Source organism: Streptomyces mexicanus (assembly GCF_902506575.1).
GTDB classification, from domain to species: domain Bacteria; phylum Actinomycetota; class Actinomycetes; order Streptomycetales; family Streptomycetaceae; genus Streptomyces; species Streptomyces mexicanus.
The window spans coordinates 4,157,742-4,175,049 of record NZ_LR732544.1; the positions used below are offsets into that span (position 1 = coordinate 4,157,742).

The 17,308-nt window shown below is 72.0% G+C and carries 12 protein-coding genes, 3 tRNA genes and 3 pseudogenes; 11 read left to right on the forward strand and 7 right to left on the reverse strand.

Going from position 1 to position 17,308, the window contains the following annotated elements; all coding sequences use genetic code 11:
- The first annotated feature begins 367 nt into the window (after positions 1-367).
- The 4 genes from purD to GV126_RS18625 all read left to right on the forward strand — a co-directional run bounded on the left by purD (position 368) and on the right by GV126_RS18625 (position 6,496).
- A complete protein-coding gene (gene purD, locus GV126_RS18610; protein WP_159668121.1) occupies positions 368-1,621 on the forward strand; it encodes a phosphoribosylamine--glycine ligase in 1,254 nt (417 codons plus the stop codon).
- 321 nt (positions 1,622-1,942) lie between these two features.
- On the forward strand, positions 1,943-3,787 hold the full coding sequence (locus GV126_RS18615) for a hypothetical protein (RefSeq protein WP_159668124.1): 1,845 nt from the start codon (positions 1,943-1,945) through the stop codon (positions 3,785-3,787).
- Positions 3,788-3,973: 186 nt separating this feature from the next.
- Positions 3,974-5,494, forward strand: a complete 1,521-nt coding sequence (locus GV126_RS18620) for a N,N-dimethylformamidase beta subunit family domain-containing protein (RefSeq protein WP_159668127.1) — start codon at positions 3,974-3,976, stop codon at positions 5,492-5,494.
- 102 nt (positions 5,495-5,596) lie between these two features.
- On the forward strand, positions 5,597-6,496 hold the full coding sequence (locus GV126_RS18625) for a phosphoribosylaminoimidazolesuccinocarboxamide synthase (RefSeq protein WP_159668130.1): 900 nt from the start codon (positions 5,597-5,599) through the stop codon (positions 6,494-6,496).
- A 52-nt stretch (positions 6,497-6,548) separates the two neighbouring features.
- Here the strand turns inward: GV126_RS18625 and GV126_RS18630 are convergent.
- A tRNA-Gly gene (locus GV126_RS18630) sits at positions 6,549-6,624 on the reverse strand.
- Between the two features lie 23 nt (positions 6,625-6,647).
- Positions 6,648-7,140: pseudogene (locus tag GV126_RS18635) on the reverse strand (response regulator); the annotation flags it as partial.
- A 114-nt stretch (positions 7,141-7,254) separates the two neighbouring features.
- Between GV126_RS18635 and GV126_RS36560 the strand changes: the two are divergent.
- Positions 7,255-7,353, forward strand: a pseudogene (locus GV126_RS36560) (ABC transporter permease); the annotation flags it as partial.
- 142 nt (positions 7,354-7,495) lie between these two features.
- Here GV126_RS36560 and GV126_RS36565 read toward each other — a convergent pair.
- The 4 genes and pseudogenes from GV126_RS36565 to GV126_RS18660 all read right to left on the reverse strand — a co-directional run.
- Positions 7,496-7,641, reverse strand: a pseudogene (locus GV126_RS36565) (ABC transporter ATP-binding protein); the annotation flags it as partial.
- A gap of 155 nt (positions 7,642-7,796) precedes the next feature.
- Positions 7,797-7,869, reverse strand: a tRNA-Gly gene (locus tag GV126_RS18650).
- 81 nt (positions 7,870-7,950) lie between these two features.
- Positions 7,951-8,022 (reverse strand) — tRNA-Gly (locus tag GV126_RS18655).
- A gap of 296 nt (positions 8,023-8,318) precedes the next feature.
- Positions 8,319-8,636, reverse strand: a complete 318-nt coding sequence (locus GV126_RS18660; protein WP_028421372.1) for a histone-like nucleoid-structuring protein Lsr2 — start codon at positions 8,634-8,636, stop codon at positions 8,319-8,321.
- Positions 8,637-8,989: 353 nt separating this feature from the next.
- Between GV126_RS18660 and purS the strand changes: the two genes are divergently transcribed.
- From purS to purM, 6 genes are all read left to right on the forward strand, one after another.
- On the forward strand, positions 8,990-9,262 hold the full coding sequence (purS, locus tag GV126_RS18665) for a phosphoribosylformylglycinamidine synthase subunit PurS (protein ID WP_159668133.1): 273 nt from the start codon (positions 8,990-8,992) through the stop codon (positions 9,260-9,262).
- A complete protein-coding gene (gene purQ, locus GV126_RS18670) occupies positions 9,259-9,939 on the forward strand; it encodes a phosphoribosylformylglycinamidine synthase subunit PurQ (protein WP_159668136.1) in 681 nt (226 codons plus the stop codon). Before purS ends, purQ begins: the two co-directional genes overlap by 4 nt.
- Complete coding sequence (gene purL / locus GV126_RS18675) at positions 9,936-12,194, forward strand: phosphoribosylformylglycinamidine synthase subunit PurL (protein ID WP_159668139.1); 2,259 nt, start codon at positions 9,936-9,938, stop codon at positions 12,192-12,194. The genes purQ and purL overlap by 4 nt, the downstream gene beginning before the upstream one ends.
- 141 nt (positions 12,195-12,335) lie before the next feature.
- Positions 12,336-13,130 carry a maleylpyruvate isomerase family mycothiol-dependent enzyme gene (locus GV126_RS18680; RefSeq protein WP_159668142.1) on the forward strand — a complete coding sequence of 265 codons (795 nt, stop codon included), beginning with the start codon at positions 12,336-12,338 and terminating at the stop codon, positions 13,128-13,130.
- A gap of 407 nt (positions 13,131-13,537) precedes the next feature.
- Positions 13,538-15,067 carry an amidophosphoribosyltransferase gene (gene purF / locus GV126_RS18685; protein ID WP_028421376.1) on the forward strand — a complete coding sequence of 510 codons (1,530 nt, stop codon included), beginning with the start codon at positions 13,538-13,540 and terminating at the stop codon, positions 15,065-15,067.
- A 43-nt stretch (positions 15,068-15,110) separates the two neighbouring features.
- Complete coding sequence (gene purM / locus GV126_RS18690; protein WP_159668145.1) at positions 15,111-16,199, forward strand: phosphoribosylformylglycinamidine cyclo-ligase; 1,089 nt, start codon at positions 15,111-15,113, stop codon at positions 16,197-16,199.
- Positions 16,200-16,328: 129 nt separating this feature from the next.
- On the opposite strand, the gene GV126_RS18695 is transcribed toward purM, so the two are convergent.
- Positions 16,329-16,586 carry a DUF3073 domain-containing protein gene (locus tag GV126_RS18695; RefSeq protein WP_028421378.1) on the reverse strand — a complete coding sequence of 86 codons (258 nt, stop codon included), beginning with the start codon at positions 16,584-16,586 and terminating at the stop codon, positions 16,329-16,331.
- Positions 16,587-17,308: the final 722 nt, after the last annotated feature.

Sequence of the window (17,308 nt, forward strand, 5' to 3'; positions counted from 1 at the left end):
CCCGAGGACGACATCCCGGAGGACGACGATCCCGACCTCGACGAATCGGCCCTGTCCGGCCAGGAACTGATCGTGCGGGAGCTGGGGGCGACCGTGGTGGAGGAGTACACCACGGAGTAGCGGCAGCACCGGCAACCAGGCAACCAGCACGGAGGCAAGGGCAGTAACGGCGGCGAGGAAGCAGCGGCGGCGAAGGAAGCAACAGGAAGCAGCGGCGGCGAAGGAAGCACCGCGGCGACGCCCGTACGGCGACAGCGGTGACGCGGCGGCGAGCGGTCCGGCTTCGGAGGAACGTACGAAGACCACCCGCTCCGCTCCTTCGGCGGCCCGTACAAAGCGCCGTCCCCGCTGCCGTTAGGCTGGCCCCGTGAAGGTCCTCGTCATCGGTAGCGGCGCCCGCGAGCACGCCCTGTGCCGTTCCCTGTCCCTCGACCCCGACGTCACCGCGCTGCACTGCGCGCCCGGCAACGCCGGCATCGCCGAGGTCGCCGAGCTGCACCAGGTCGACGCCGTCGACGGTGCGGCCGTCTCCGCGCTGGCCACGAAGCTCGGCGCCGACCTCGTGGTCGTCGGCCCGGAGGCCCCGCTGGTCGCCGGGGTCGCCGACGCCGTGCGCGAGGCGGGCATCCCGGTCTTCGGGCCCTCCAAGGAGGCCGCGCGGATCGAAGGGTCGAAGGCCTTCGCCAAGGACGTGATGGCGCGCGCCGGCGTGCCCACCGCCCGGTCCTACGTCTGCACGGGCGCCGAGGAGGTCGCCGAGGCCCTCGCCGCCTTCGGTGCCCCCTACGTGGTCAAGGACGACGGTCTCGCCGCCGGAAAGGGCGTCGTGGTCACCGACGACGTCGAGGTGGCGAAGGCGCACGCGGCGGCCTGCGAGCGGGTCGTGATCGAGGAGTACCTGGACGGCCCCGAGGTGTCCCTGTTCGCCGTCACCGACGGCGAGACGGTGCTGCCGCTGACGCCCGCCCAGGACTTCAAGCGGGCCCTGGACGGCGACGCGGGCCCCAACACCGGCGGCATGGGCGCCTACTCGCCGCTGCCCTGGGCCGACCCCCAACTGGTGGACGAGGTGCTGCGGACCGTGCTGCAGCCGACGGTCGACGAGATGCGCCGCCGGGGCACCCCGTTCTCCGGGCTGCTCTACGCCGGTCTGGCGATCACCGGCCGCGGCGTGCGCGTGATCGAGTTCAACGCCCGTTTCGGCGACCCCGAGACCCAGGTGGTCCTGGCCCGTCTGCAGACCCCGCTGGCCGGAGTCCTGATGGCCGCGGCGACGGGCCACCTCGCCGATCTGGAGCCCCTGCGCTGGAGCGACGAGGCGGCCGTCACCGTGGTCGTCGCCTCGCACAACTACCCCGGCACCCCGCGCACCGGCGACCCGATCACCGGCCTGGACGAGGTGGCCGCCCAGGACGCCCCGCACGCCTACGTGCTGCACGCGGGCACCCGGCGCGAGGGCGACAGCGTGGTGAGCGCGGGCGGCCGTGTGCTGTCGGTCACCGCGACCGGCAAGGACCTGACCGAGGCCCGCGAACGCGCCTACACCGCCGTGGGGCGGATCCGTCTCGAGGGCTCCCAGCACCGTACGGACATCGCGGCGAAGGCCGCGGCGGGCGCCTGACGACGGCCGGTACCGTCCCTTCGGCCCCAGGCCCCCACGCTCCCCCTCCGACCTGCTTTTCCCCTGCACTTTCCGACGGTCAGGCCCTGTGCGCGAGCCAGGGCCTGACCGTTGCGGTCTGTCACCCACCTCTGACCAAAGCCATTCCATCGAGTGACCAACGGCCCATACGGATGACGCGGGCCGAGGCCCCAACTAGGGTGCGGCGCAGGCGTTCCGGCACTTGGCCCACTGGCATTGCGATGTCAGTGACGGGTGCCACAGTGGGGGAATGAGCATCACAGGGCAGTCAGGACAGTCGGGAGGGGGTGACGTCCGGTCGTGACCGGGATCGGGGTGGAGATCGGTGTCCAGGCCGCGCGTTCCCGCGCCCTGGCCGTGCTGCGCGTGCGCAGCCGGGCGCTGGCCGTGGCGCTGCTGCCCGCCGCCTTCGCCGTGATCCTGCTCGCCGGGCTCCCCACCGGCCACCTCCTCGGCCCGGGCTGGGACGTCGCCCGCTGGGCGGTGGGCGCCGTGGCGGTCGTCGTCCTGCTCGCCGCCGCCGGCGTGGGGCTGGTGGTCGCCCGTGCCCGCCCGGCCGTGACCCCCACGGTCCCGATCGCCGAGGAGTCCGCGCCGGACCTGTACCGCCTGGTGCGCGACCTGGCCGACCGCCTCGACGTGCCGGCCCCGTCCGCCATAGCGCTCACCCCGGACTGCGACAGCTGGCTGGAGGACCGCACCCATCCGGCCCACGGGCCGCCCCCGCGGGAGGACCGGGACGAGCCCGACGGGCTGCGCGGCCGGTCCCCGGCGCGCTCACGCCGTGCGCCGGTGGCGCCCGTCCTGGTCATAGGCTCCCCGTTCCTGTGGTGGATGCGCGTCGGTGAACTGCGCGCCGTCCTCGCCCCGGTCGTCGCCGGTACGGCACCCTCGGCGCACCCGGACATAGCCGCGGCCCGCCGCTTCGTGCGGGGGCTGGACGCGGCGGTGGCCGTCGCCTCGGCACCCCGCCGCCCCCTGACCGGCGCGGTCTGCGCGGCCGTCGCCTGGGTGGCCCGGCTGCTGCTGCGCGGCTGCTGCGCCGACGCGGCGGCGATGGAGCGGGCGGTGGCGGCCGCGGCGGCGGAGCGCGCACAGGCTGTGGACTACGGCCTGAGGATCGTCGCCCAGGAGCAGGTGGGCCTGGCGTACGCCGGCTGGGACCGGCTGCTGACCCGGGTGGCGCTGCCCGCCTGGCGCATGGGCCGCTGGCCCTCCCGGCTGGACGCGGGCGTCGTCGCGGCCCTCACCGAACTCTCCCGCCGTGACCGGCTGGCCGAGGGCTTCACCTCCCGGCTCGGCGAGCGTCCCGCCTGCGATCTGCTGGAGGAGCCCGGCGCGGTGGACGAGGCCACCTCGCTGCTGGCCGCGCGGCTCTTCCACGGCGGCCCGGCGGGGCAGGGCCCGCACTGGTCCCCGGTGGACTGGCAGGAGTACCCGGAGGAGGTCGTCGACCGCAAGTGGCGCCCCGCCGCCGCCCGCCTCCACCGCGTCCTGGACACCCTCGGCGTCCGCCGTTCCCCGGGGCGAGCGGCCCCGGACCCGCACGGCCCGACACTGGCCCGCGTTCTGGACCACCTGTCCGCTCCTCCGCCCCCACCCGAGCGGCCCCCCTCGCCCCAGGACCTGCCCCGGAACCTGCCCCAGGGCCCATCCCCGGAGCGCAGTGGCACGGAGCCCGGGGACCTCCCCCCGCAGGAGGACGGCGACGACGACGATCTCGCCGGTCTCGGGAACGAGCGGTGCGCCGCTCTCGCGGCGGGACTCAGTGCCGAGCTGGCCCGCGAGGAGGCGGCCGCGCCGCCCGCCCGGACCCCGCCCGCGGCCGGTCCCGGCCAGGCCCCCGGTGCGCTCCCCTGGGACGAGGGCGCGCTGCCGCTGCTCCCGATCCAGCCACCGCGCACCGGCCGGGACCTCCTGGCCGAGCACGTCACCGCGATGGTGTGCTGCGCCGCGATGGACACCATAGGAGCCGCTCCGGCCCTGGACTGGCTCGACGGCCCGGCCCTGCTGATCAACGGCGAGAGAGCCGCGGACCTCGCCCCCAGGGTCCGCGCCCTGGTCGAGGACGGCGATCCGGTCCCGCTGCGGACCTGGCTGGTCGATTCGGGCATACGTCCGGAAAAGCCGGTGCGGCTGGTCTGACCTGGGCGTACGCGGCGCCCACGACCGGCGGAGCGGACTGTCGGCTTCCACTTTCGGTCAATTCACAACGACCAGTGACAGCATGCGCGCGTTATGTGATGTGCTGGGATCGACCGCGCATCTGGCAAGGGCACGCGACATACGCCACAGCATCGGCCACGGGGGGAACGAGGGAGGGGAACGGCCATGGGATCGGAGCGCATCCGCCGCTGGGAGTCAGGCGCCCTCGCGCACGCGGTGACGGACCCCTTCGGCCAGGGACCGCTGCCCTGGCTGCGCGGCAGCGAGACGTACTTCGACGACACCGGGCACGTCGTGCCCTGGTACGTCGACCCGCAGCCCGCGGCCGGCGCCGCGGCCACCGCGGCGACGGCGACCGCGACGGCACCCCGCGTCCCGGCCCCGCGCGCCTCCGACGGCGGCCCACGCTCGGCCGACGACGTGCACTGCCAGATCAAGGGCTTCGCCTCCACCGGCGGTGTCGCCCCCGGCGAGGCCATCGACTTCCACATCACCGTGGACCCGCCGCAGCAGTTCAGCGTGGACGTGTACCGCATCGGGCACTACAACGGCGTCGGCGCCGCCAAGATGACCTCCAGCCCGCGGCTGTCCGGCATCGTCCAGCCCGCCCCGCTGACCGCCGACCGCACGGTCTCCTGCCACCACTGGTGGCTGTCCTGGCGGCTGCCGATCCCCTCGTACTGGAGCGTCGGCGCCTACGTGGCCGTCCTGACCACCGCCGACGGCTACCGCTCCCACATCCCGTTCACCGTCCGCGACAGCCGCCCGGCGGACCTCCTCCTGCTCCTGCCCGACGTCACCTGGCAGGCGTACAACCTCTTCCCGGAGGACGGCCGCACCGGCGCCAGCCTCTACCACGCCTGGGACGAGGACGGCCGCCTGCTCGGCGAGGCCGACGCGGCGACCACGGTCTCCTTCGACCGCCCGTACGCGGGCGCCGGTCTGCCGCTGCACGTCGGCCACGCCTACGACTTCATCCGCTGGGCCGAGCGCTACGGCTACGACCTCGCCTACGCCGACGCCCGCGACCTGCACGCCGGCCGCGTCGACCCCACCCGCTACCGGGGCCTGGTCTTCCCCGGCCACGACGAGTACTGGTCGATCCCCATGCGCCGTACGGTCGAGCTGGCCCGCGAGCACGGCACGTCCCTGGTCTTCCTGTCCGCCAACACCATGTACTGGCAGGTGGAACTGGGCCCCTCTCCCTCCGGTGTCCCCGACCGGCTGCTGACCTGCCGCAAGCGCAAGGGCCCGGGAAGGCCCGTGCTGTGGCGGGAGATCGACCGCCCCGAGCAGCAGCTGATCGGCATCCAGTACGCGGGCCGGGTGCCCGAGCCGCACCCGCTGATCGTCCGCAACGCCGACCACTGGCTGTGGGAGGCGACCGGCGCCGAGGACGGCGACGGCATCGAGGGTCTGGTCGCCGGCGAGGCCGACCGCTACTTCCCGCGCACCCCGCTGCCCGACCACCAGGACCGCATCCTGCTCGCCCACTCCCCGTACACCGACGTGGACGGGGTGCTGCGCCACCAGGAGACGTCCCTGTACCGGGCCCCGTCCGGCGCCCTGGTGTTCGCCTCGGGGACGTTCGCCTGGTCTCCGGCGCTGGACCGCCCCGGCCATGTGGACCCCCGTATCCAGCGGGCCACGGCCAACCTCCTGGACCGCATCTGCAAGCGGGACTGACCCCCGGCCGGCCACCGTCCGGGTTCCCCGGCCACCCGCTGTCCGCCGCCTTGGTCCGATACGGGAGAATCGAACCATTGGACAGAACCACGGGGAGGAACCGTGTCCGGATTCGTCGAAAAGCCCGAACCGATCCAGGTTCCGGGCCTGGTGCACCTCCACACCGGCAAGGTGCGCGAGCTGTACCAGAACGAGGCGGGCGACCTCGTGATGGTCGCCAGCGACCGTATGTCCGCCTACGACTGGGTGCTGCCCACGGAGATCCCCGACAAGGGGCGGATCCTCACGCAGCTGTCCCTGTGGTGGTTCGACCGCCTGGCCGACCTGGTCCCCAACCACGTCATCAGCACCGAGGTGCCCGAGGGCGCCCCGGCCCACTGGGCCGGCCGCACCCTGGTGTGCAAGTCGCTGCGCATGGTCCCCGTGGAGTGCGTGGCGCGCGGCTACCTCACCGGCTCCGGCCTGGCCGAGTACAACGCCTCCCGCACGGTCTGTGGTCTGGCCCTGCCCGAGGGCCTGGTCGACGGCTCCGAACTGCCCGGCCCGATCTTCACCCCGGCCACCAAGGCCGAGGTCGGCGAGCACGACGAGAACGTCTCCTACGAGGAGGTGGCCCGGCAGGTCGGCGCCGAGACGGCGGCCCAGCTGCGCCAGCTCACCCTCGCCGTCTACGGCCGGGCCCGGGACATCGCCCGCGAGCGCGGGATCATCCTCGCCGACACCAAGTTCGAGTTCGGCTTCGACGGGGACCGCCTGGTGCTGGCCGACGAGGTGCTCACCCCGGACTCCTCCCGCTTCTGGCCGGCCGACACCTGGCAGCCGGGCCGCCCGCAGCCCTCGTACGACAAGCAGTACGTCCGCGACTGGCTGACCTCCGCCGAGTCCGGCTGGGACCGGACCGGCGAGCAGCCCCCGCCGCCGCTGCCGGAGCAGGTGGTGGAGGCGACCCGCGCCAAGTACGTCGAGGCGTACGAGCGGCTCACCGGCACCAGCTGGGCGTAGCCGCCACCGAGCACGACGAAGCCCCCGGCCGAAAGGACCGGAGGCTTCGTGCTGGAGCGGACGACGAGGCTCGAACTCGCGACCTCAACCTTGGCAAGGTTGCGCTCTACCAACTGAGCTACGTCCGCGTGGCGCGCTGGCGCGAGAGCAACTATACCCAACCTTGCCGGCGTGCGAGACGCACCGCCGCATGCCGGTTCTCCGCCGTCGGCTTGGTCACCGCCGACGACAGGTAGTTCCGCACCGTCCCCGGGGGGCAGCGCCGCCCGCTCGGCGATCTCCGCGACCGGCGCCCTGTCGCCGGCCGGTTCCAGCACCTCGGTCTCCCGAGCGGTCAGCGGCGAGTCCCCGGCGGAGATCGCGTCGGCGGCCAACTCCGGGTCGACGATGGGGATCTCCCCGCGCCTTTGAGGCGTGGGGGAGGTTTCCGGCGTGCGCCGTGCGGATGATCTCGGCGAGCCGCTGGGCGCTGACGGTTGCCGGGACGAACCCGCGCACGCCCGCCGCGAGCGCGCGTTTCAGGTGGCCGGGCCGCCCGTGACGGTCACGATCAGCACCTTGCAGCCGGGCAGCTCGGCCCGCAGGCATGTGGCGACCTTCACACTGTCCGCGCCCGGCATGTGCAGGTCCAGCGCCGCGACGTCGATCATCTGCTCCACGGCCTCGGGCCGCTCCCACCGCCCCCACTGCACCGGGCGCATGGAGCAACGCCGTGCAGGCGGCCACCAGGATCAGCGACTGCACGACGGCCGTGATTCGTGGGGGTGTTCGTCACCCGCCGCGAGCAACTCGTCCCCGAACGCCTGCGCACCGGTGAACCGCGCGATGCGGAGATCCTCGCGGGCGCCTTGCTGCCCCGTCGCGCGGGACGTACACGACGAGCAGCAGCGGGAAGCTGATCGCCGCGGGCAGCAGGGCCAGACCGGCGACGACCCCGTCCCACTGCGGACGTCTCGCGGGCGACGCCGAGGAACGCCTCCTCCAGCGACGCCGACCGGGCGTCCAGTCCGCGCCGTTGGTACCCAGCAGTGCGGAGATCTCGCCGCGTTTCACGTGAAACGGGCTGCGGACGGCCTCGAATCGCCCCCATACACGCGGCGCAGGTCAGTGACCTCTATCACGTGCGCGTGTTCTGCCGATTCCATGGGTTCCATGGACTCAGCGTCCCGTCCGCGCGGAACCGGCAGCAGTGCGCGGTGTCTTCACTTGGAAGAGGCGCGCACGGAGAGACCACTTGAGATCACCGCACACGCGCACACGAGAAAGGCCCCGATCCAGAGGACCGGGGCCTTTTCTTCCGAGCGGACGACGAGGCTCGAACTCGCGACCTCAACCTTGGCAAGGTTGCGCTCTACCAACTGAGCTACGTCCGCATTGCCTCCGACCGGCTCCCACCGATCGGTGCGAGCACCAGCCTACCTGATCCACAGCAGTGGTCGGGACCGGCGGTGCAGAGCGGGTGACAGGAATCGCACACTGCGCCTTCCCCCTGGAAGGGGGATGTTCTACTACTGAACTACACCCGCATGTACTCCGTGGGTCTCGGCCTTTCGGCCTCGCCCCTCGGCGTGCTCCAGACATTAGCTGATCAGCAGGGGGGTAGCGCAAGTCGGTTGTGCCCAGGGGCCGCTGACGGCCCCTGGGGGACACCTGCGGGACCGGTCACGAGACGCTCGCCGGGGGCGGGGGAGACGGTCATCGGGCTCGGAGGAGCCGGTCGCTGGGGTGACGGGAGCCGGTCACCGGGCTCGGGAAGGTCCGGTCGCGGACCCCTCGGGGCGGCCCGGCCACGCACCCGGAGGCCGGCCGGTCGCCGGGCCGCTCACTGGGCCGCGCTGAACGCCTCGTAGACCTTCTTCGGGATGCGTCCGCGCGCCGGCACGTCCATCTTGTTCGCCTGGGCCCAGGCCCGGACGGCGGCGGGGTCGGGTGCGACCTCCGTCTGCCGGTAGGCCTTGCCCGAGCGCGAGCGCTTGCGGCCCGCCTCCACGTAGGGCGCGAGCGCCTTACGCAGTTTCTTCGCATTGGCTTGGTTCAGGTCGATCTCGTAGAACTTGCCGTCGAGTCCGAAGGCGATCGTCTCCGCCGCTTCCGAGCCGTCGATGTCGTCAAAGAGAGTGACCACGACACGCTGCGCCACGAATATCGGTCCCTTCGTGCGACACCTCTGCCTGTGCTCGGCCCATGAGCTGGGGAGCATGCGGAGATGTCGGCTGTTCGCCTGTTATCGGGAAAAGTATCGGCTCTCGCCAATTCATTTGTACAGTGCCGGGCAATGCGAAGTGAAGCCCCGGCTAAATCTCTCCGCGTGTCCCCCCGCAATAACGGGTGTCCAGTGCGGAACGCCGGACTTTCCCAGAACTTTTCACAAAGACCCGCGGCCGGTACCGGATCGTGACCGGCGTCACGTACGTTCCTACCAGTCTACTCGCGTAGAAATTTTGTGCGGGTAGTCTGAAGGGACCTGCTCAGCACCACACACCGGGAGTGCCAGTGGCACGCGTCGTAGTCGACGTCATGCTCAAGCCGGAGATCCTCGACCCCCAGGGCCAGGCGGTGCAGCGCGCACTGCCGCGGCTGGGTTTCGACGGCATCTCCGACGTACGTCAGGGAAAGCGATTCGAACTGGAAGTGGACGGGCCCGTCGACGAGGCCGCGCTCGCCCGCATTCACGATCTTGCCGAATCCTTCCTCGCCAACACCGTGATCGAGGACTTCACCGTGAAGGTCGAGTCCGGTGACGTAGCCGCGGAGGCGGCGAAGTGACCGCTCGTATCGGCGTCGTCACTTTCCCCGGCAGCCTCGACGACCGGGACACCCAGCGCGCGATCCGCCTCGCCGGCGGCGAACCGGTGGCCTTGTGGCACAAGGACAAGGACCTCCACCAGGTCGACGCGGTCGTCCTGTGCGGCGGTTTCTCGTACGGCGACTACCTGCGGGCCGGTGCCATCGCCCGCTTCTCGCCGGTGATGGAGCCCCTCATCGAGCAGGCGAAGGCCGGTCTGCCGGTCCTCGGCATCTGCAACGGCTTCCAGATCCTGACCGAGGCCCACCTGCTGCCCGGCGCCATGCTCGGCAACGACCACCTCCACTTCATCTGCCGCGACCAGAAGCTGCGGGTGGAGAACGCGGAGACGGCCTGGACGGGCGACTACACCGCCGGCCAGGAGATCCACATCCCGCTGAAGAACATGGACGGCCGCTACGTGGCCGACCGGTACACCCTCGACAAGCTGGAGGCCGAGGGCCGGGTCGCGTTCCGCTACGTGGACCTCAACCCGAACGGTTCGCTCAACGACATCGCCGGCATCACCAACGAGGCCGGCAACGTCGTGGGCCTGATGCCGCACCCGGAGCACGCCGTGGAGCCGCTGATCGGCACCGGCCGCACCGACGGCCTCCCCTTCTTCACCTCGATCCTCAAGAAGCTGGTCACCGCATGAGCAGGACGCCTCTGGACACGGTCGAACACGCGGCCGCGACCCCCGACGTCGAGCTGCCCTGGGCCGAACTCGGCCTGAAGAAGGACGAGTACGAGCGGATCGTCGAGATCCTGGGCCGCCGCCCCACCGGCGCCGAGCTCGCCATGTACTCGGTGATGTGGTCCGAGCACTGCTCGTACAAGTCCTCCAAGGTCCACCTGCGCCAGTTCGGTGAGAAGGCCCCGGAGAACGACGCGCTGCTCGTCGGCATCGGTGAGAACGCCGGTGTCGTGGACGTCGGCCAGGGCTACGCCGTCACCTTCAAGGTCGAGTCGCACAACCACCCGTCCTACGTCGAGCCCTACCAGGGCGCGGCCACGGGCGTCGGCGGCATCGTGCGCGACATCATCGCGATGGGCGCCCGCCCGGTCGCCGTGGTGGACCCCCTGCGCTTCGGCGCGGCGGACCACCCGGACACCAAGCGGGTGCTGCCCGGCGTGGTCGCGGGCATCGGCGGCTACGGCAACTGCCTGGGCCTGCCCAACATCGGCGGCGAGGTCGTCTTCGACCCCTGCTACCAGGGCAACCCGCTGGTCAACGCCGGCTGCATCGGCGTGATGCGGCACGAGGACATCCACCTCGCCAAGGCGTCCGGCGCGGGCAACAAGGTCATCCTGTACGGCGCCCGGACCGGCGGCGACGGCATCGGCGGCGCCTCCATCCTCGCCTCCGAGACCTTCGACGACGCCAAGCCCTCCAAGCGCCCGGCCGTCCAGGTCGGCGACCCCTTCCAGGAGAAGCTGCTCATCGAGTGCACCCTGGAGGCGTTCAAGGAGAAGCTGGTCGTCGGCATCCAGGACCTCGGCGCGGCGGGCCTGTCCTGCGCGACGAGCGAGCTGGCCTCCAACGGCTCCGGCGGCATGCGCGTCACCCTGGACGACGTTCCGCTGCGCGACTCCACGCTCTCGCCCGAGGAGATCCTCATGAGCGAGTCGCAGGAACGCATGTGCGCGGTCGTCGAGCCGGACAAGGTGGACCGCTTCCTGGAGATCTGCGCGAAGTGGGACGTCATCGCCACCGTCATCGGTGAGGTGACCGACGGCGACCGCCTGGAGATCTTCTGGCACGGCGAGAAGATCGTCGACGTGGACCCGCGCACGGTCGCGCACGAGGGCCCGGTCTACGAGCGCCCCTACGCCCGCCCGGACTGGCAGGACGCCCTGCAGGCCGACGACGCGAACAAGCTGCCCCGGCCGCGGACCGCCGAGGAGCTGAAGGCGCAGGTCCTGCAGCTGGTGGCGTCCCCGAACCAGGCGTCCAAGAAGTGGATCACCCAGCAGTACGACCACTTCGTGCAGGGCAACACCGTGCTGGCCATGCCGGAGGACTCCGGCATGATCCGCATCGACGAGGAGACCGGCCTCGGCGTGGCGATCGCCACCGACGGCAACGGCCGTTACGCCAAGCTCGACCCGTACACGGGCGCGCAGCTGGCGCTGGCGGAGGCGTACCGCAACGTCGCCGCCACGGGCGCCAAGCCGCTCGCGGTCTCCGACTGCCTGAACTTCGGCTCGCCCGAGGACCCGGCGGTGATGTGGCAGTTCGCCGAGGCCGTGCGCGGACTCGCGGACGGCTGTCAGCAGCTGGGCACGCCGGTGACCGGCGGCAACGTCTCGCTGTACAACCAGACCGGCGAGGCCGCCATCCACCCGACGCCGGTGGTCGCCGTCCTCGGCGTGATCGACGACGTGGCCCGCCGCACCCCGGTCGCCTTCCAGGAGGAGGGCCAGCTGCTGTACCTCCTCGGTGACACCCGCGAGGAGTTCGGCGGCTCCGCCTGGTCGCAGGTGGTCCACGACCACCTGGGCGGTCTGCCCCCGAAGGTCGACCTGGAGCGCGAGCGCCTGCTGGCCGAGATCCTGATCTCCGCCTCCCGCGACGGCATGATCGACTCCGCGCACGACCTGTCCGACGGCGGCCTGATCCAGGCCGTGGTGGAGTCCGCGCTGCTGGGCGGCAAGGGCGCGCGCCTGGTCGTCCCCGACGGCCTGGACGCGTTCACCTTCCTGCTCTCGGAGTCCGCCGGCCGCGCGATCGTGGCCGTGCCGCGCTCGGAGGAGCTGCGCTTCACCGACATGTGCGGCGCCCGCGGCCTGCCCGCCACCCGCATCGGCGTCGTCGACGGCGACACGATCGAGGTCCAGGGCGCGTTCGAGCTGTCCCTGGACGAGCTGCGCGAGGCGCACGAGGGCACGATCCCGGCGCTGCTGGCGTAGGTCCGGCACACGGCGCCGTGCGGTCTGCACGGCGCGGGACCCCGGCCGCTGCGACGGCCGGGGTCCTCGGCATGCCCGGCTCACGCCGCCTGATCGAAAAGGGGCTGAGCGGGCGCGTCGGGAGGGCATAGGCTCACCGCCATGCCGGCCAAGAAGCGCACCCGGACCTACGATCCCGCCAGGACCCGTGCTGCCGTCCTCGCTCAACTCGGCCACGTCCGTACGGCCGTGCGCGGGCTGAGCGCCGAGCAGCTGGCCCTGCCCACGCGTCTGGAGGGCTGGACGGTGCGGGAGCTGGTCGCGCACATCGGCATGGCGGCCACGGCCGTCGGGCGGTCCCTGGCCCTTCCCGAGCCGGCCCGGCAGGACGCCGTGCTGCTCGACTGGCCCTTCGCGACCTCCGCCAACTCCGCGGCCATCGACGACTTCACCCGGCGGCTCGCCGCGGAGCAGCCCGACCTCGACGCCTACCTCGCCGAGGTGGAGCGGGGCCTGGCCGAGCAGCTCGACGCCCACCCCGGCACCCGGCTGCTCGCCACCAACGTCGGCGCCCTGCCGCTCGCGGACTACCTGGTCACCCGCACCGTGGAGCTGGTCGTCCACACCGACGACCTGAACGCCGCCGTGCCGGGCCTGGACGTCCCCCAGGACAAGCAGGCCCTCGCGGCCGCCACCCGGCTCCTGGCCGACGCGCTGGCCGCCAAGGCACCCGGCGGATCCACCGAGGTGCGGATCCCGCCGTACGCCGTCGTGCAGTGCGTGGAGGGCCCCCGGCACACCCGCGGCACCCCGCCCAACGTCGTCGAGACCGACCCGCTGACCTGGATCCGGCTGGCCGCCGGGCGGATCGCGTGGCGGGAGGCCGTCGCGGACGCGAAGGTGAGCGCGAGCGGGGAGCGCGCCGACCTCGACGCGCTGCTGCCCCTGATGGCCTGAGGCCTGAGCCGGGCCGGTCCTGAGCCAGCCGAACACGGACCCGGCCGGACCCGAGCCCGGCGAACTTGGACCGGGCCGGACCTCAGCCTGCCGGACCTGGACCGGGCTGGACCTCAGCCTGCCGGACCTGGACCGGGCCGGACCTCAGCCTGCCGGACCTGAGCCGGCCGCACCCGAGCCGGGCCGGAAGGGACCCGTACGGCCCGGACAATGTGCGTCACCTCACGCGCGGCCGCCCGCACAGAGGCCCTCGCGCCGCCTCGGGGCACGCGCCGCCGCTCCCCTCCGCCACACCGTTCTGACCTGGGCGAACACCGAAGAAACGGCCTCGGTGGCGGACCCGTGATCGCCGGGCGCCGGCCATCCCCAATTCGGACCAGTGGTCGACCTCGCCTACACTCGGTGGCGTGCCACGTGGTGACGGACGACTCAACCACGACCTGCTCCCCGGTGAGAAGGGCCCTCAGGACGCCTGCGGCGTCTTCGGTGTCTGGGCTCCGGGTGAAGAGGTCGCCAAGCTCACGTACTTCGGGCTCTACGCCCTCCAGCATCGGGGTCAGGAATCCGCGGGAATCGCGGTCAGCAACGGCTCCCAGATCCTCGTCTTCAAGGACATGGGCCTGGTCTCCCAGGTCTTCGACGAGACCTCGCTCGGTTCCCTGCAGGGCCACATCGCGGTCGGTCACGCGCGCTACTCGACCACCGGCGCCTCCGTGTGGGAGAACGCCCAGCCCACCTTCCGCGCCACCGCGCACGGCTCCATCGCTCTCGGCCACAACGGCAACCTGGTCAACACGGCGCAGCTCGCCGAGATGGTCGCCGCCCTGCCGAACGACAACAACAGCCGCTCCACCCGGGTCGCCGCCACCAACGACACCGACCTGCTCACGGCCCTGCTGGCCGCCCAGGTCGACGACGACGGCAAGCCGCTGACCATCGAGCAGGCCGCCCACCAGGTCCTCCCGCAGGTCAAGGGCGCCTTCTCCCTCGTCTTCATGGACGAGCACACCCTGTACGCCGCCCGCGACCCGCAGGGCATCCGCCCGCTGGTCCTCGGCCGCCTGGAGCGCGGCTGGGTCGTCGCCTCCGAGACGGCCGCGCTGGACATCACCGGCGCCAGCTTCGTCCGGGAGATCGAGCCGGGCGAGTTCGTCGCCATCGACGAGAACGGCCTGCGCGCCTCCCGATTCGCGGAAGCGAAGCCCAAGGGCTGTGTCTTCGAGTACGTCTACCTGGCCCGCCCCGACACCGACATCGCCGGCCGGAACGTGTACCTCTCCCGCGTGGAGATGGGCCGCCGGCTCGCCCAGGAGTCCCCGGTCGAGGCCGACCTGGTGATAGCGACGCCGGAGTCCGGCACCCCCGCCGCCATCGGCTACGCGGAGGCCTCCGGCATCCCCTTCGGCGCCGGCCTGGTGAAGAACGCCTACGTCGGCCGGACCTTCATCCAGCCCTCGCAGACCATCCGCCAGCTGGGCATCCGCCTGAAGCTGAACCCGCTGAAGGAAGTCATCAAGGGCAAGCGCCTGGTCGTCGTGGACGACTCGATCGTGCGCGGCAACACCCAGCGCGCCCTGGTCCGCATGCTGCGCGAAGCGGGCGCCGCCGAGGTCCACATCCGGATCTCCTCGCCGCCCGTGAAGTGGCCGTGCTTCTTCGGCATCGACTTCGCCACCCGCGCCGAGCTGATCGCCAACGGCATGACCATCGAGGAGATCGGCACCTCGCTGGGCGCCGACTCGCTGGCGTACATCTCCCTCGACGGCATGATCGAGGCGACCACCATCGCCAAGCCGAACCTGTGCCGCGCCTGCTTCGACGGTGAGTACCCGATGGAGCTGCCCGACCCGGAGCTGCTGGGCAAGCAGCTGCTGGAGACCGAGCTGGCCGCAGGCCCCGCCGCCACGGCCGCGGCCGACGCGATCCGGCGCCCGTAGGCGCCCGTCAGCCCCGTAATCCCAACCCGAAAGATCCCAGGCAATGTCTGAGACAACCACCGGTGCGACCGGTGCGTCCGGTGCTTCCTACGCGGCTGCCGGCGTCGACATCGAGGCGGGCGACCGCGCGGTGGAGCTGATGAAGGAGTGGGTGAAGAAGACGCGGCGGCCCGAGGTCCTCGGCGGCCTCGGCGGTTTCGCCGGTCTCTTCGACGCCTCCGCCCTCAAGCGCTACGAGCGCCCGCTGCTCGCCTCCGCCACGGACGGCGTCGGCACGAAGGTCGACATCGCCCGGCAGCTGGGCGTGTACGACACCATCGGCCACGACCTGGTCGCCATGGTCATGGACGACATCGTGGTGTGCGGCGCCGAGCCGCTGTTCATGACCGACTACATCTGCGTCGGCAAGGTCCACCCCGAGCGGGTCGCGGCCATCGTCAAGGGCATCGCCGAAGGCTGTGTGCTGGCCGGCTGCGCCCTGGTGGGCGGTGAGACGGCCGAACACCCCGGGCTGCTCGGCGAGGACGACTTCGACGTCGCCGGCGCCGGTACGGGCGTCGTGGAGGCCGACCGGCTGCTCGGCGCGGACCGGATCCGCCGGGGCGACGCGGTGATCGCCATGGCGTCCTCCGGACTTCACTCCAACGGGTACTCGCTGGTGCGGCACGTGCTGCTGAACCGGGCGGGCCTGTCGCTGGACGCGCACATCGAGGAGTTCGGCCGCACCCTCGGCGAGGAGCTGCTGGAGCCGACCAAGATCTACTCGCTGGACTGCCTGGCGCTCACCCGCACCACCGAGGTGCACGCCTTCAGCCATGTCACCGGGGGCGGACTCGCCGCCAACCTCGCCCGGGTGATCCCGGACGGACTGCACGCCGTGGTCGACCGCGCCACCTGGACCCCCGCCCCGGTCTTCGACCTGGTCGGCCGGACGGGCGAGGTCGAACGACTGGAGCTGGAGAAGACCCTCAACATGGGCGTGGGCATGATCGCGATCGTGCCCGCCGAGTCCACCGAGGCGGCCCTGACGACCCTGGCCGACCGAGGCGTCGAGGCGTGGGTGGCGGGCGAGATCACGGAACGTGGCGAGCACGCCACGGGTGCGGCTCTCGTGGGTGACTACGCCGTCTGACCTGCCGTCCGGCCTGTGGACCGGTGGCCGGGAAACCGGTCGCCGGGCCGTACGGCCGCAGAGCACCCGCGGACAGCACAGAACCCGGTCCGTGGTGAGCCCACGGACCGGGCAGTGGTCGATGCAAGGTCAAGCGCCGCGGCGACGCTGGTGCGAAGTCGAGGGGTCCTCGTCCTCTTCCTCGTCGTCGTCCTCGTAGAGGTCGGCGTACCGTGCGTACAGGTCGTCGTCGTGCTCATCGTCCGCGAAGCGGTCGCCGTTCGGCGACTGGTTCGACGTCGATGCGCCCAGCTCCTCGGCCAGGCGTGAGAGGTCCGTCCCACCGCTGTTGTACTTCAGCTGGCGGGCGACCTTCGTCTGCTTGGCCTTGGCCCGGCCGCGCCCCATGGCTCGACCCCCTCAACGACGGGGCTCGACGGCCCCAGAGTCTTGACACGCGTTCATGTTCTGGAACGGGCTCTCCGCGGAGAGACCGGTCCGTAGGGCTTCCACGGTACCTGAGCCCGCGGCCATACGGTACGTCGCCCGCAGGACGCGCGTGTGCGCAGGACCGTCCAGGAACCCCGTCCTTGCTGGTCAGTGGCGATTTTAACCACTTCTGGGCGGACGACCCGCCGGTCGACGTGAGAGTTGTCTCCAACACGCCTCGGGCAGGTACCGGTCAAAGGTACGCCATCCGTGTGCGCACGGCCGGTCACGGTCCGCACGAACAAGGTCCGATTCGCGCCGTCTCCGCACGCGCGTGCACGGCCGCCGGTCGGGCGGCGATGATCACGGGACCGGCCGGGATCTCCGCCCGGCCCCGCTAGGAGTCGTCGCACACGCAACGCCTTACCGGCCCTCTTCGTGGTGGTCACCCGGCCGGATCAACCGTGACCGCGCCCGCCCGCGCGCGCGGACATGCGTGTGGAGATGACCGGGCGCGGGCGGGATCGGACGGGTGGGCGCGCCGCCGGAGCGGCGCGCCGGCGCACGCGTGGTGGTGTCCGCGGTCGCCCGCGGTGCGCCGGGCGCCACGCGCATCACGGCATGTGCCGCTTCACGGCCGTAGGACGCCGCGAGCCGCTCGCGCGCGCGGGCGCACGCCGCGCGACCCCAGCACACGCGGG